Raw genomic sequence first — 16,382 nt, 5'->3', positions numbered from 1 at the left:
GCTAACAGGATGAAAAAAACGATTCTTTTATTCGGGAGTATACTGCTGGCATTAAGTTTTCTTGCTGGCTGTTCGATTGGCGGTGATCAGGCAAGCAATACTGAGAAAATTAAGATTGCAAGTGTTGTCACAACTGAATCACAAATTATGGGCTATATGCTCAAACATATGATTGAATATTATTCAGATGAACAAGTAGAAATTATTAATAACCTTGGTTCCAGTACTGTTGTACACCAAGCAATGATCAAAGGTGACGCAAACATCTCTGCAACACGTTATACAGGTACAGACATAACGGGTGCTTTAAATGCGGAACTTATAAAAGACCCAGCCGAGGCATTGGCCTTTGTGCAAAAAGCGTTTCAGGAAAGATACAATCAAACTTTCTTTGACTCGTATGGCTTCGAAAACACATATGCGTTTATGGTAACGCAAGAAACAGCGCAACAATATAACCTCAATAAAATCAGTGACTTGGCTGCAATCGCTGCTGATATTGAAGCAGGTGTTGATACATCTTGGCTAAGTCGTGAAGGTGATGGCTTTAAGGCTTTTGTCCGGGAATACGGATTTCAGTTTAAACGTACATATCCAATGCAAATTGGTTTAGTGTATGATGCTGTACAAGCAGGTGAAATCGACACTGTCCTTGGGTATACAACAGATGGCCGTATTGCGTCATATGACTTAAAGGTTCTTGAAGATGATTTGAACTTCTTCCCACCTTATGAAACAAGCGTGCTTGCAACGAATGAAATTTTAGAGGCAAAGCCAGAACTAAAAGGCATTCTCCAGCGTTTAGTTGGCAAAATTTCTACAGATAAAATGCAGGAATTAAACTATTTATCAGATAATAATTTATTAGAACCCTCTGTAGTAGCAGAAAATTTCCTGATCGCAAATAATTATTTCAGTAATGAGGAGGGTGACTAATGGAAGATTTATCGCAATTAAATACATTTGAACAGCTTTTCTATTATTTCAAGGAAAATGGTCTATATGTACTTGAATTATTTTTTACGCATTTTTACATTTCAGTATACGGTGTATTGCTTGCTGCAATTATTGGAATTCCAATCGGCATTTTTATCGCCAAGAATATGAAGCTAGCAGGGTTTATCATTACATTGGCAAATATTATTCAAACGATTCCGGCACTAGCTTTAATGGCCATGATTATGCTGGTACTCGGTTTAGGAAAATCAACGGTTATCGCAACGGTATTCCTTTATTCATTGCTACCGATTATTAAAAATACGTATACTGGCATTACTACCATTAATAAAAGTTTAACGGATGCGGGGCGCGGTATGGGGATGACACGTAGACAAATTCTCTATATGATCGAACTGCCGTTATCTTTATCGATAATTATTACAGGTATCCGTATTGCACTAGTTATAGCAATAGGGATTACGGCAATTGGCGCATTCATCGGTGCGGGCGGATTAGGAGATATCATTATCCGCGGTACGAACGCAACGGATGGTACAGCTATAATATTGGCCGGTGCAATTCCGACGGCGTTAATGGCGGTCATTGTAGATATAGGTTTGGGCTGGCTGGAGCGCCGTTTCGACCCAGCAAAACGTCAAGAGCGGCTTAATAAAGCCTCTATTTCTAATGCAGGAGTGGAGTAATCCATCTTTTTACTTTTCGCTAGTTTTATTTTGAATTAATTAAAGAGCGCTTTAAATCCTTGAATCATAGGATTTAAAGCGCTTTTTCATTTTTGTGAAATTTCTCTTGTATTAAACGTGGGAAATTGTAAGCCCTTAAGAGGAAAACAATGTATGGAGTGAGGATTATTACTAATACTAATCGGGAAGAAGTGTTGAAGTAAAAGATAAGTTTAAGTTATGCAGCAAAAGGCTTTGGAAAGGATGGTACTTATGTATAAAAAATTTAATAAACAATATATTGGTGGCGAATGGATAGAAGGAAATAGCGACAGAGTGTATGTAGATCAGAATCCTTATAACGAGGAAACGATTTCGGAAATTCGATTGGCAAATGAAAAGGATATAGATAAGGCATATCAAGCTGCCAAAGAAGCCCAAAAAGAGTGGGAACAGGTTAATCCTTATCAAAGACAAGCTATTATAGAAAAGGCTGCACAAATAGTAGAAAGACGAAGAGATGAAATTGTAAAGGTATTAGTAGAGGAGAATGGGGCTTCCTATACGAAAGCAAACATTGAAGTTTCTGCCGCAATAGGAATTATGAAAGAATCCGCTACATTCCCTCTTCGAATGCACGGGCAAATCATGCCATCTATCATTCCTGGGAAGGAAAATCGAGTATTTCACAATCCTGCAGGGGTAGTGGGTATTATTAGTCCATTCAATTTCCCATTTCATTTAACAATGCGTTCCCTTGCGCCAGCTTTGGCAACTGGTAATGGGGTAGTGCTTAAGCCAGACTTGCAAACAATGATTTCAGGGGGTCTCATTCTAGGGGAAATTTTTGAGGAGGCTGGAATTCCAAAAGGCTTATTTAATATTACGGTTTGTAGCTCTTCTGAAATTAAAGATGCTTTTATTGAACATCCCATTCCGCAGATTATTTCTTTTACTGGTTCTACTCCTGTAGGGCGGCATATTGGGGAGCTTTGCGGAAGACATCTTAAGCGGGTAGCTTTAGAGCTTGGTGGGAACAATGTCATGATTGTACTAAAAGATGCCGATGTACAACGAGCAGCAGCTTCTGCAGCCTTTGGGAAATTCCTGAATAGCGGACAAATTTGTATGTCGCTGAATCGAATTGTTGTCGAGCGCCCAGCATACGAAGCGTTTATGAAGGCCTTTGTGGATAAGGCATCCCAGATTAAATATGGAGATCCCAAAAATGAGGATGTTGTTGTTGGTCCTCTAATCAACAATAAACAAATCAAACGAATACAAAATTTAATCGACAAAAGTATTGCATTAGGAGCAGAATATGCTTTGAAAGGTGAAGTTGAGGGAAATGTATTAGCTCCTACAATCTTGACGAATGTCACGAATGATATGCCGATTGCACAGGAAGAAATCTTTGGTCCGGCGGTAGGCGTAATCGTTGTAGATAGCGAAGAAGAAGCAATTCGCGTTGCAAATGACAGTGACTATGGACTAAGCGGTGCCGTTCATGCCGGTACAACTGAACGTGGTGTTGAAGTCGCGAAACAAATTGTAACGGGAATGATTCACGTCAACGATCAGGGGGTAAATGACGAACCAATTGTTGCCTTTGGCGGAGAAAAAGCTTCAGGCTTAGGTCGATATGGCGGGGAATGGGCAATTCATGAATTTACAACAACGAAATGGATTTCCGTTCAGACAGACCCAAGGGAGTATCCGTTTTAATAGGTAAAAATAAAGCGTCGGATAGAGAGAGTTAATCAAATGTTAAAATAGAGATAATTGGTATAGTTAAATAATGATTGCTATTTGTAAAATTAGGTGGTATTATCGAGAGTACTAGGTCCTAATCGCGTTTCGCGGTTAGGGCTTTTTTATATTTATTAGAGAAAATTGCGCTTTCAATTAAAGTTTTTTATCGATTTAAACGGGTTCTTATAAACTCTCGTTTAAAAGGTAAAATAAGAATTGGGTGGGTTTGTAATAAAAGTAGTATTGTAATATAAGATTCCCTTTCAATGGAAATAAAATGGGTTCTTTTACTTATCCATTTAACGAATACATATTAATAGATTAAATTAATGAAATATTGGAAAAATAGTATTTAGACATATAGAACTAAATTCTAAAATCATGTTATAATTGGGCTATGCAACATAAGGTCTATTGATTGGTAAAAAAATTGCGAGGTAAAATATGAAGAAAACATCTTTGTTACAAGAAGAAAAACGTTCAACAATCCTTTTTTTATTTCTATTTTATACTGTGTTTTATATATATGATATTTTTTATTATAAATTATTCCCAACATTTCCATGGCTCGATGTAGGTACTGCCAGTACGATATGGTACGAGTTTATGTATGTGAAATATGGAGTTATTACTGGGATTATACCTTTGTCCATCTATTTGATTAAAAAAAATAAAATAGAATATGTGAAATATATAGTGTTTTTTGGTTATTTTTCTACTAATCTAATCTCTGATATATTTTATTATAAAGATAGTGCTCTTGTGTATACGAGTGGAAACTTAGTTGAAATTATTATAATTCTGTTCTCACCTATATTTGTAAATAAAAAATTTACATATTTTGTATCATACGGTCTAATTCTTAAATATATTTTAGTTGGTATATTTACACAAGAACCAGTTGTTATTTTTCCGATTATTATTATGATGGTGTGTTCATTTATTGCTTTTCTTCTACTTTATCGTATTTTAAATTATATTAAAGCATTGAAATATTCGTATGACGAACAACTAGAAGGTATTGTGAAAGGGGTAATTGCAACGCTTGAATTAAAAGACCCATACACACGAGGGCATAGTGAACGGGTTGCTGCATACGCGATGAGCATGGCAGAGTCGACGGGAAAATTTAAACCTTCTGAATTAAATTATTTTTATTATGCTTGTCTATTACACGATATTGGAAAAGTTAATATACCGGATTCTATTTTGACAAAATCTGGTGGATTAACAGACGAGGAATATGCTATTATTAAAACACACCCGGTTGTTGGAGCTGAAGCTATTCGTGATGTTGAGGGGATTGCTGATAATATTGACGTAATCTATCATCATCATGAAAGATGGGACGGGAAAGGTTATCCAGATGGACTGGCTGGGGAAGATATTCCGTTTCTTGCCAGAATTACAGCGGTTGCCGATGCGTTTGATGCGATGACTTCTTCCAGATCCTATCGTCCTGCACTTCCATTTGAAGTTGCATATGAACGAATAGTTGATGGACAGGGGAGTCAATTCGATCCACAACTTACAGAATTATTTAAACAGATATACCCTGATTGGTTACAAATTTCTAAAACGTATTCTAAGGGTGTGGACTTGAGAGGAGGAAAAAAGAGTGAAAATTCGCAAACTAAATAAAATTAAAGTTACTTGCTTCTGGTGTTTCCTTATACCGAGAGGATAAGTACGGTATGACCCTAGGATGCTATAATTTTAGCATCCTATTTTAATTTATAAAGGAGGTTATCCGTTGAAGGTATCCTTGGAATCCGAAATAACATTATATCCATTATCCATTCAAAAAGATAAAAAAAATTACATCGTGGAGGAGCCGATTTCCGGTGACTTCTTTGAATTGCCTGAGATAAGTGTTGATGCAATCAGACGTTTGGATAAAGGTGAAGGGATGGCCGAGATTGAAAAAGTTTTAAAAGAATTTTATCCTGAGGAAGAAGTAGATATTATAGAATTTGTGGAACAATTGGTCGAGTTAGGCCTTGTTCAAGAAGTAGATGGGGTGCAAGTACATAGAGGAAAAGAGAAGCAGGCTAAATCTGAAGGTGGTTTTTTATGGATTCCACAATGGGTTGGACGTTTGTTTTTTAATCGAAAAATAAACAAGGTATACTTACTTCTGCTAGCAGCGAACATATTTATTCTTATACTGAATCCAGAACTTTTCCCTCATTACAAAGATATATTCCTGTTCGACTCTATGGTGCTAAATGTCCTTACATATCTATTGATTTCTTTAGTGTTAATTGTAATTCATGAATTCGGGCATATCCTTGCCATTAGGTCGCATGATTTACCGGCTAATTTAAGTATCGGGAATCGGCTCATATTTATTGTATTTGAAACTGACTTGACTCAAGCTTGGAAGCTCGACCCTAAAAAGAGGAATATCTTATATCTTGCTGGCATGTCTTTTGAACAGGTCATTCTTTTCCTTTCATTTGTCTTTATGCTTCTTTTTCCGGATGCATATTTTGTAGGAATCCTTAGCATCATCGTGTTGGACATTTTTATTAAGACCGTATATCAATGCTGCTTCTATATGAAAACAGATGTATATTATGTAGTAGAAAATGCAACGGGGTGCTATAACCTAATGGAGAGCGGCGAAATCTATTTAAGTTCATTCTTTAAGAAATCAAAGATGGACCATAAAAAGATGTTCGAGGATGAATGGAATTTAATTCGTATATATAGTGTGTTTTACATAATTGGAGTTTTTTTAACGTTATTTTTGACAGTTTTGTATTTTATACCACAGCTTTATTATATGTTTACTACCATTTATTTGAATATTATGGGGGCAGGGGATCGTGCGGCGTTTTGGGATGCAATTGCATTTTTAGTTCAAACGATGTTGCTGCTTATCCTGCTCGTATATTTGGCAAGGAAAAAAAGACGAGAAAACTAAATGAAACGCTAAACTTGTATGAACTCAGGTTTAGCTTTTTTTTGTGCTCAAAAAATTTTGGTTTTTTTTCAAAAGCATGTCCCTTTTCACCAATTTTTTTGACATATGTATGGTGAAGGGAGATGCAAATGATGGTATTCGATTATTTAAAAAATTATGAAACATTCAACACAGTAGCGGAAATGGATGAGGCAGTGGCACAGCACCTTGCAGCGAATGATTTAACGGATAGTGAGCGCAATATCATTTTACGCATCGCGCAGTCGGCACTTGCATATCCAGGGGCGGCTCATTTAAAGGCTAAGACAATTGCTGATAGTGTGGGAATCAGTACGAAAACGGTTTATCGCGCGGTTAAAAAAGCAGCCGAACTTGGGATAATAAGAGTCGTTGCTAGCACGAAATTGAACGGGATAAAAGGGGCGAATATTTATCAAATCTTACATGTCCCATCGGAAATGTCCGAACGGGTCCCAGCTGAAGAAGTAAATGAAATAGCGGGAATTGACAATTTTTCAGAACAACAAACTATTTCTTTTAATCTTTTTAAAACAAGCTCTTTACATGAAATATATAAATATACAGTTGATCAAATGAACGAGTGGCAAAAAATATTATATGAATTCATGAAGAGCTTGCCAATAAATGACGAGTTAAAAGATGGGTTACGAGCAGCAATTTTAGCGACACCGATACAAAACAAACGGGAGTTTACAATCGCAAAGGATGCAATGTGGCGAATAATTCAAGATATTCATGAGGGGAAATTATCGATTCGTACAACATTACGGGCGATTTATAAAGGAGCATATGAAAAGGCCATTACACGTCCTGTTATAAGAGAAGTGGTGGAACAGCAGCAAAGTACTCGACCAGTGCCTTTTTATGATTGGTTGACAGAGCGGTGAAGGGGAAATAATTTATGCGGAACTAGTGGAAGCGCCCCAGTAGAACTCCTGGGGCACATTACCCTTACTATAAAGGACGCAAAGCAGTCGTTTGATCAATATAAATAAATGCATCGTACCTGCTACCTACTCTCGAAGGAACGTAATTACCGTATGCCTCGTAAGCAGGATCATAAACAACGCCAATTGCACGGTGACCCATCCATTCATTAAATAACTGTCTGTTTTCATTCGTAAATAAAAGTACTTTATCGTCCGGACTTGCTGCGTGAAGTTGGCCTTCCCATTTGTTTAAACTTGCCGGTGGGACTGTGATGATTTCAAAAGGGTCTCCCCAACGGTCAGCAGCAATTACTGTGCCTTCATATGTGCCAAAGCCAATTGCATAGGTATTTTCCTTTCCATATTGCTCACGGATAACTTGACCGACATTGATGAGTTGCTCATCCTTCATCGATGTTTCGGAAGCATCACCGATATGTGTGTTATGCTCCCAAACAATGATTTTCGTTTCTTCTCCGTGATATTTGTGCAGCTCATGAATTGCTTCCACCATATGATAGTCGCGTGTATTCCACGATTTTTCATCCGACATCATTTCCCTATAGTACGATTCTGCATTTTTTGCGACGAGGGCATTCATCACGACATTTAAATCTGATTCTTGCAGACTGGAAAAATGATCTTGGTGGTTACGCAATGAGCTTAACAAGCCCGTCACTTCATGAATACATGCATCAGAAAATTGAACGGCAGAAATGGCATAGTGCTCATGGCTCCTGTTGTATGGTTCGAAGCAGGAAAAAGCCTTTTTGGCATGTTCCAGATCAACCTGATGCTGCGGATTATTCGATAAAAATTTCAGTACTTCATCAATTGATTCAAACAGGCTGTACATATCGATACCATAAAAGCCTACTTTATGTTCGCGATGGGTATTAATCTCTTTTAACCATTCTGTAAATTCTGCGACTTCTTCATTGGCCCACATCCATGTCGGCCAGCGATGGAAGGCTTTCATTAAAACCTCTTTTGCTGTCCCATTTTCTGTACTGTAGCCCTTTACATATCGATTCACTGCTTGGGCGGATGGCCAGTCTCCTTCTACTGCAATGAGTTGAAAGCCTTTTTGTTCAATTAACTTTTTCGAGAGCTCAGCACGCACAGTATAAAATTCCGATGTTCCATGGGATGCCTCGCCGATCATTACAATTTTGGCATTTCCAACAGCCTCTACTATTTTATTTAAACTTGCATTGTCCAGTGGCATGGAATGTTCTGAAATAGCCTGGATTAATTTGTCTGTCATAAGAAACTCCTTTTTATAAAGTAATGTAGTTATGGAACAAATTTTGGAGCATTCTATATAAAGAAAGCGTGTGAATTGATAAAAGAAGCGCGACAAATAGGAATGCCCAATTGAAAAGGCATTCCTCCAATAGGAAAAATAATTAACTATTTCCTTTGCGCTTAACTAACCATCTTTTATAGCTGTACATCGTAATAACAACTAATACAAGAACAATAATGGCAACAACGATGATAAGAGTCCAGATGGAATTGTCGCCCTCGGAATCGGTTTCATCTTTTAATGTATCGACAATGGAGTCTACATTGGAATCCAATTTTTCCACTGTATCTGCCGCAGTCTCTTGATTATTAGGATTTTTTGCCGTATTTACTGTAAAGGAAAATGTACCTGTCAACGGGTGTCCGTCCTCACTAATACTATTCCATTCAACTATATAAGTGTCGTTAGGAAGAGGTGAAGCTAATGTACCTGTTAAGACCCCATCATTTAAAGTGATCGAAGTTATGGGCATTTCGGAGCCGTCACTGGACAGTACTTTAAAAATACTGCCTTCTTCAATTTCCCCTGAATACTTTAATTCAATCTTTCGCAAATCCTCTGTAACAGTCGCGCCTTTAGCCGGATTTGTTGAATCCAAGTACGTGTGTGCGTTAGCTCCAGGTACAAATAGTAAAAATGTAGCTGCAAGCGCGAGTAATAGTTGTTTCATCATTTAACTAAACTTCCTTTCATAATCGTATTAACCCGTTCCCAATCGCAGTGGAGAACATCCTATATACACTTGGATTTAAAATTGCTGAGAATGGAGTGATAAATTTAGTATGGACAAAAAGCTGTGGAAATATCTAAATATACAAGGATAGAAATGAAGTGTTTCTTATGTTTTTCATGTTTAAAAGAAAGCTTAGCTTGGTGGAAAATCGGCTAATTCTATATTTAATTTCGTTGCACTAAAAAAATAATTCGGAATCCGAAAAAATATTTCTTTTTAATATATCCGAAAATTATAAAATTTGTTAAAATAGTGGAACTTGAGTAAAAAAAGAAGGTGAAAAAATGAAGGTGTTTTTGAAATTAGGCTGGTTTTTTAAAGAGCGGAAGTTTCAGTATACAGTCGGGTTGCTGATGCTTATATTTGTAGCGATTCTACAGCTCGTACCACCAAAAATTATTGGATATACTATCGATGAAATTGGGGATCAAACATTAACGAAATCAGGCCTATTCAAATGGCTTGCCATCATTGCAGTTGTAGCGATCGCAATGTATGTGTTGCGCTATTACTGGCGTCAAATGATTTTCGGTTCTTCCAACTTATTGGCACGTACATTGCGTGAAAAGCTACATCGTCATTTTACGCAAATGTCCCCGTCATTTTATCAAAAAAATCGTGTCGGCGATTTAATGGCCCATGCGACAAATGATATTAGTGCAGTACAGCAAACAGCTGGCGGTGGAGTTTTAACGTTATTTGACTCGATTACAACAGGCGGGTTTGTTATTTTAGCAATGGCGATTACCATTGATTGGCGTTTGACGTTAATTGCATTAATTCCGATGCCATTAGTTGCGCTATCGACGAGTTATTATGGCAAACTATTGCATGAACGTTTCCGCCATGCCCAGGCTGCGTTTTCGGATTTGAATGACAAAACACAGGAAAGTATTAGCGGCATGAAAGTGTTAAAAACGTTCGGTCAGCAATCTGAAGATGTAGCTGATTTTACTAAGCTTTCGGATGAAGTAGTAGAGAAAAATATGCGTGTGGCGAAGGTCGATTCTTTATTCGATCCGACAATCAGCTTTGTCGTAGGCTTAAGCTTTATGCTAAGTCTCGGCTTCGGAACAAAATTTATTCTAGAAGAGGCAATGACTGTCGGGGATTTAGTTACGTTCACTACGTATTTAAGCATTCTTATTTGGCCGATGCTGGCGATTGGGATGCTGTTTAATATTGTCGAGCGAGGTAGTGTTTCCTATGACCGTATCGAAAAAATATTAAATACACCGTTTGATATTGACGACAAGCCTAATGCCATTATGGAAAATCCTTCAGGGGATCTTGTTTTTAACGTTCAATCATTTACTTTCCCAGGAGATGCGTCCCCAACGATACGGGATATGCACTTTGAATTAAAGCGTGGAGAAACGCTAGGTATTGTAGGGAAAACAGGTGCAGGGAAAACGTCGATATTAAAGCTGTTGCTTCGTGAATTTGAAGGATATGAAGGTACGATTCAATTTGGCGACCACAATATAAACGATTACAAGAAAGAATATTTACGACAGTCAATTGGCTATGTCCCTCAGGATCATTTCTTATTTTCTGCAACACTATACTCCAATATTGCATTTGCCAATCCGAATGCTAGTTTGGAAGAAGTGCGTGCTGCAGCGAGACTGGCAAATATAGATGAAGATATTTTGAGCTTCACAGATGGTTATAACACCCTTGTTGGTGAACGTGGTGTCTCACTTTCCGGTGGGCAGAAGCAACGAATTTCAATAGCCCGTGCACTATTAATGAAACCAGAGCTTCTAATTTTAGATGATTCTCTGTCTGCAGTGGATGCACGGACAGAGGAAGCAATTTTACATGCCTTAAAGGAAGAGCGTAAAGATGCGACAACGATTATTACATCCCACCGTCTAAGTGCGATTCAACAAGCGCATGTCATTATCGTTGTAGAAGATGGTACGATAATCGAAAAAGGTACGCATGAAGATTTAATGGCTCTACAAGGAACCTATTATGAGATGTATCAGCTACAGCAACTAGAGCAATTAGTCGAGCAAGGAGGCGATCGTCATGGCGAATGATACAAATACCATTTCAAGTAAAGAACAGCAAATTGTTTTGAAACGGCTGTTTACATATTTAAAGCCTCATAAAAAGTTATTGGCGATTGCGCTGTTCCTGCTTGTGCTTACTGTAATAGGGGATATAATCGGTCCGTATTTAATCAAAGTATATATTGATGACCATTTAATGATCGGTAATTTTGATATGACACCGATTTTAATTTTGGGGATTAGTTATTTCATGATCCAGTTATTAAACGTCTTCATTACTTATTATCAAAACATTAAATTTCAGCAGCTTGCGTTAAAGGTCATACAGCAACTTCGGATAGATGTATTTTCGAAAATCCATAGGCTTGGAATGCGTTATTTTGACAAAGTACCAGCAGGTTCCATTGTATCAAGAGCGACAAATGATACCGAAGCGATTAAGGATATGTTCGTATCGGTATTAATTAGCTTTGTACAGGCAGCATTTTTAATTGTCGGTGTATACAGTGCGATGTTTTTCCTTAATGCAAAGCTTGCGCTATATATGCTGCTACTATTGCCGGTCATTATTTATATTATTTGGCTGTACCGCAAAATGAGTGCGGTCGTGTATATGCGTATGCGCGAAAAATTGAGTGAGCTTAATGCGAAACTATCAGAAACACTGTCAGGCATGAGCATTGTGCAGGCTTTCCGTCAAGAGAAGCGCTTTAATGACGAATTTGACCGTGTCAATGAAGAGCATTTCCAATCGATGATGGCGAATACGAAAATGAATAGTCTACTGCTTAGACCGATTATTGATTTAGTATACTTCACGGCTATAATTGTTTTACTGTTTTACTTTGGGTGGACATCGTTTGAAACAGCGGTTGAAGTAGGGGTTGTGTATGCGTTTATTACTTATATGAACCGTTTTTTTGATCCGATTAATCAAGTGATGGAACGGTTGGCATTGTTCCAACAGGCAATTGTTGCTGCTTCACGTGTATTTGAACTCCTTGATAACGAAGAGCTGGAGCCAGCACAGGAAAATAAGGCTGTTACCGTGTCACAAGGTCATATTGAGTTTAAAAATGTGTCGTTCAGCTATGATGGGAAACAGGATGTACTGAAAAATATATCGTTTACAGTCAATCCTGGTGAAACGGTTGCACTCGTCGGTCATACAGGCAGCGGGAAAAGCTCGATTATCAATTTACTTATGCGCTTTTATGAGTTTGAGCGCGGCGATATTTTAATAGATGGCCAATCGATTAAAGATTTTGAACAACAGGAGCTTCGTGACAAAATGGGCTTAGTGTTGCAAGATCCATTTTTATTCTACGGGACGATCGATTCGAATATCCGTTTGTACAATGAAAAGTTGACTTTACAAAAGGTGAAGGAAGCAGCTGAATTTGTGCAGGCGAACGACTTTATCGAAGCCCTTCCAGATGGTTATGAAAGCCGTGTGACGGAGCGTGGATCTACATTTTCAAGCGGGCAGCGTCAATTAGTTGCCTTTGCACGAACGATTGCAACGAACCCGAAAATTTTAGTATTGGACGAAGCGACTGCAGCGATCGATACGGAAACAGAGGTCGGCATTCAGCAATCATTGGAGAAAATGCGAAAAGGCCGTACGACTATCGCCATCGCGCACCGACTCTCGACAATTCAAGATGCAGAGCAGATTTTAGTGTTGCATAAAGGTGAAATTATCGAGCGGGGTACACATCAGCAGCTTATTGCACAAAAAGGCTTATATCAGAAAATGTATTTGCTGCAAAATGGGATAGTAGAGTAGCTAGTTGAATTGAAAAGTCATATTCATTCCTAAGATGTACGGGGGTGGATATGACTTTATTCCATTAGTGGAGCGGTGTTGGAGATGGATAGGGGCGAATATGTAGTGTTAAGTGACGAATATCGGGCTTGAAATGACGAATAAGTGCTTAGGAGTGGCGAATATAGGGTGCTAGGTGACGAATATCAGTGTTGAATTGACGATTAAGTTAGAGTGATTGACGATTAAGTTAGACGAATTGACTAATATCATAGAATAAGTGACGAATAATTTCTCCCGCAATTCAAAAGGGCATATATGTAGTGTTAAGTGACGAATATAGGTGTTGATCTGACGAATAAGTCCGCTGAAGTGGCTAATAAAAATGAAAGTGGCGAATAAAAGGTGCTAGGTGACGAATATCGAAGTTGAATTGACGATTAAGTTGAAGTGATTGGCTAATATGTGGGAAGAACTGGCGATTATCACAAAATAAGTGGCGAATAATTTCCCCAGCATTCAAAAGGGTGAATATGTAGTGTTAAGTGACGAATATCGGGTTTGAAATGACGAATAAGTGCGCTGAAGTGGCTAATAAAAATGAAAGTGGCGAATATAAGGTGCTAGGTGACGAATATCGATGTTGAATTGACGATAAAGTTAGAGTGATTGGCTAATATGTAGGAAGAACTGGCGATTATCACAAAATAAGTGGCGAATAAAAGCACCTGCCCCACACATCAACATTTACTTCCTTAATTCCGACATCTATAATTGAAATATAAAAATACTAGAAGGTGCAATAATGTCAGAACAAAAAAAGGGTATCCTGTTTGCAATGGGTGCCTATTTCATGTGGGGGATTGTCCCACTTTATTGGAAGCAAATCGATCATGTTGGCAGCATGGAAATATTGGTAGGGCGAGTTATTTGGTCATTCGTGTTTACAGCGCTCTTTATATTAATTATCCGCCAATATAAAGAAACGATTTCCGATATAAAGATACTATGGAAGAATAAGAAGAATTTTATTTTACTATTTATCGCGTCTGTTGTGGTTTCCATCAATTGGGGAATTTTCATCTGGGCAGTAAATAACAATCATCTACTACAGGCGAGTTTAGGTTATTATATTAATCCGCTCATTTCCGTATTGTTCGGGCTGATTTTCTTTAAAGAAAAAATTTCTAAAGCTACTACTGTTGCTGTACTGATTGCTGCAGTTGGCGTTGGCTACCAGGCATTTTTAGGTGGTACAATTCCATGGGTTTCATTAGCACTGGCCTTATCATTTGCCTCTTACGGTGTCATCAAAAAGAAAATTCCGCTTGATGCAACGCGAGGTTTAGCGATTGAAACTTTATTTATATTACCTATCGCAATTATCAGCTATATTTACTTAATGCAAACGACGGAAATTGCTTTTATGCACATCGATTGGAAGACGAATTTATTCTTAATCGGTAGTGGTATTGTTACAGCCATTCCGCTTATCTTCTTTGCGAAGGGCGCACAAAAAATTCCGCTTTACTTAATGGGCTTCATCCAGTTTTTATCGCCGACAATCAGTTTGTTACTGGGGATTTTTCTATACAAAGAGCCCTTTACTACAACAGAATTTGTAACATTCCTCTGCATCTGGCTCGCGGTATTTATCTTTTCTGCATCAAAGGTTCACGAAGCAAGAAAACAGCATATCGCTTATGCGAAAAGTGTCTAACTAAAAGAAATCGGCCACATTGCTTAAATGCAAATGGCCGATTTTTAATTCCAAAAATTATTCTATAATAGATGTAATGATAAATCCGCTTTCATTATCGCCGGATACTCTATAGTTTGCAGTATCGGGTATGTTAACCGTTGTCTCATTGTCGGTATATTGGATGAAATAAGTAGTATCATTTACTTCCGTCGTAAAAAACTGCTCTTTTTTAAGAAAAGTAATATATTCCTCCAGCACGAAATTTTGCTTCTTCATGATCAAACTATGGGGCAGGCCAACATAGCGGAAATGCCATGGTTCGTAGTTGATACCAGTCACATCAACTTTGTCTTCCGGGTAACGTAAGATGAAGCCAAAATCCGCTGCATGTTCTTCCAACCATTTACCTTCATCGACATTCTCCATTTTTCCGGCAGTTGAACCAATATCAAGTGATAAGCCAGTCTGATGTTCACTATAGCCGGATGGCAACGCATAGTCAGCTCCATGCTTTTCATAAAGCTGCTGCTGCAGTTTACCGCTGCGATACGCACTATTTATGATAAAATGTTCAATTCGATCATTCGTTGCTGCATCGAAAAGTAGCTTGAGCGGCTTTATTGCCTGATTCTCGAGTAGAAATTCTGAATTAACAATAACATTTTCCGCGATATCAGCTGGGATTGGCGCTAAATTGGTCGGGTCCTGCTTTAGCTGAATGTCCCGATTGACGAGTACAAGATTTCCGCTCGAAATTGCATAAGGTTCTAGGGATAACTGCTGTGGTAAATCTGGAGCAGCTACTTGTTTACCCATAAAAAATTGATAGCCTATAACGGCAACTATAAGTACAAAAATTAGTTTTTTCATATAATAATTCTCCTTTAAACCAAGCATAGCGCATAAAACTTAATAAAAACTGATAAGAATTCTTAAGAATATCTTAAGAATTCTAAACTTACCACATAAACTTAACCAAATCTAAAGGTTTAAAACAGTTTTATATTAGATTTTTTCGCAATAAAATTGAGGAATATAAATAATATGTTCACGTAGGAATCGGAAAATGGAATAATGGTTGAAAAAGGGGGAATCGACATTGATTATAAGAAAACTGGAGAAACAAGATATAATTCCAATGGAGTTACTGTTATTGGCGGATCCTTCAGAAAGTATAGTTAAAGAATATGTTACGAGAGGCGAATGTTATATAGCCGAAATCGAAAAACAAGTTGTTGGAGTATATGTATTATTACCAACAAGACCTAAAACCGTTGAATTAGTAAATGTAGCAGTGGCTGAAGAACATCAAGGTAAAGGTATGGGGAAATTATTGGTCACTGATGCAATACGTGTTGCAAAGAGTAAAGGATATAAAACAATCGAAATCGGGACAGGAAATTCAAGTTTAAGTCAATTAGCTTTATATCAGAAATGTGGTTTTCGAATTATCGCTATTGATTTTGATTTTTTTATTAAGCATTACGAGGAAGAAATTTTTGAGAACGGTATACAATGCAGAGATATGATTCGTTTATCCATAGATTTTTAAATTTGTTATTGTGACATACATTTTACACTCCTACTATATAATGT

13 protein-coding genes are annotated in these 16,382 nt (G+C 37.7%); 10 read left to right on the top strand and 3 right to left on the bottom strand.

Going from position 1 to position 16,382, the window contains the following annotated elements:
• Positions 1–9 precede the first annotated feature (9 nt).
• From H9632_RS07885 to H9632_RS07860, 6 genes are all read left to right on the top strand, one after another.
• Entirely contained in the window at positions 10–936 is a 927-nt protein-coding gene (locus H9632_RS07885; protein WP_191703576.1) for an osmoprotectant ABC transporter substrate-binding protein, read from the top strand.
• Complete coding sequence (locus H9632_RS07880; RefSeq protein WP_191703575.1) at positions 936–1,643, top strand: ABC transporter permease; 708 nt, start codon at positions 936–938, stop codon at positions 1,641–1,643. The genes H9632_RS07885 and H9632_RS07880 overlap by 1 nt, the downstream gene beginning before the upstream one ends.
• Positions 1,644–1,895: 252 nt before the next feature.
• The gene (locus H9632_RS07875; RefSeq protein ID WP_191703574.1) at positions 1,896–3,347 is read left to right on the top strand and encodes an aldehyde dehydrogenase family protein; all 1,452 of its coding nucleotides are present in this window, start codon (positions 1,896–1,898) and stop codon (positions 3,345–3,347) included.
• A gap of 471 nt (positions 3,348–3,818) precedes the next feature.
• Positions 3,819–5,015, top strand: coding sequence for an HD-GYP domain-containing protein (locus tag H9632_RS07870; RefSeq protein ID WP_191703573.1), 1,197 nt, complete (start codon positions 3,819–3,821; stop codon positions 5,013–5,015).
• A gap of 112 nt (positions 5,016–5,127) precedes the next feature.
• Positions 5,128–6,303, top strand: a complete 1,176-nt coding sequence (locus H9632_RS07865) for a PqqD family protein (RefSeq protein ID WP_191703572.1) — start codon at positions 5,128–5,130, stop codon at positions 6,301–6,303.
• A 128-nt stretch (positions 6,304–6,431) separates the two neighbouring features.
• Positions 6,432–7,211 carry a helix-turn-helix domain-containing protein gene (locus H9632_RS07860; RefSeq protein WP_191703571.1) on the top strand — a complete coding sequence of 260 codons (780 nt, stop codon included), beginning with the start codon at positions 6,432–6,434 and terminating at the stop codon, positions 7,209–7,211.
• 67 nt (positions 7,212–7,278) lie between these two features.
• On the opposite strand, the gene H9632_RS07855 is transcribed toward H9632_RS07860, so the two are convergent.
• Both H9632_RS07855 and H9632_RS07850 read right to left on the bottom strand, forming a co-directional pair.
• Complete coding sequence (locus H9632_RS07855) at positions 7,279–8,520, bottom strand: erythromycin esterase family protein (RefSeq protein WP_191703570.1); 1,242 nt, start codon at positions 8,518–8,520, stop codon at positions 7,279–7,281.
• Between the two features lie 142 nt (positions 8,521–8,662).
• Entirely contained in the window at positions 8,663–9,235 is a 573-nt protein-coding gene (locus H9632_RS07850) for a copper resistance CopC family protein (protein WP_191703569.1), read from the bottom strand.
• A gap of 344 nt (positions 9,236–9,579) precedes the next feature.
• Here H9632_RS07850 and H9632_RS07845 point away from each other — a divergent pair, with 344 nt between their 5' ends.
• The 3 genes from H9632_RS07845 (at position 9,580) to rarD (ending at position 14,804) form a co-directional block, all read left to right on the top strand.
• Positions 9,580–11,343, top strand: coding sequence for an ABC transporter ATP-binding protein (locus H9632_RS07845; RefSeq protein WP_191703568.1), 1,764 nt, complete (start codon positions 9,580–9,582; stop codon positions 11,341–11,343).
• Positions 11,333–13,105 (top strand): ABC transporter ATP-binding protein, encoded by a 1,773-nt coding sequence (locus H9632_RS07840; RefSeq protein WP_191703567.1) that lies wholly within the window; start codon positions 11,333–11,335, stop codon positions 13,103–13,105. The genes H9632_RS07845 and H9632_RS07840 overlap by 11 nt, the downstream gene beginning before the upstream one ends.
• Before the next feature lie 784 nt (positions 13,106–13,889).
• Positions 13,890–14,804, top strand: a complete 915-nt coding sequence (gene rarD / locus H9632_RS07835) for an EamA family transporter RarD (RefSeq protein WP_191703566.1) — start codon at positions 13,890–13,892, stop codon at positions 14,802–14,804.
• 57 nt (positions 14,805–14,861) lie between these two features.
• Here the strand turns inward: rarD and H9632_RS07830 are convergent, their stop codons facing one another.
• Positions 14,862–15,656 carry a M15 family metallopeptidase gene (locus tag H9632_RS07830; protein ID WP_191703565.1) on the bottom strand — a complete coding sequence of 265 codons (795 nt, stop codon included), beginning with the start codon at positions 15,654–15,656 and terminating at the stop codon, positions 14,862–14,864.
• Between the two features lie 229 nt (positions 15,657–15,885).
• Between H9632_RS07830 and H9632_RS07825 the strand changes: the two genes are divergently transcribed.
• A complete protein-coding gene (locus tag H9632_RS07825; protein ID WP_191703564.1) occupies positions 15,886–16,338 on the top strand; it encodes a GNAT family N-acetyltransferase in 453 nt (150 codons plus the stop codon).
• Positions 16,339–16,382 lie beyond the last annotated feature (44 nt).

The organism is Solibacillus merdavium (assembly GCF_014836935.1).
Classification (GTDB): Bacteria; Bacillota; Bacilli; order Bacillales_A; family Planococcaceae; genus Solibacillus; species Solibacillus ferritrahens.
Note: the sequence above shows the minus strand (reverse complement) of the source record. Positions and strands in the feature narration are given on the sequence as shown.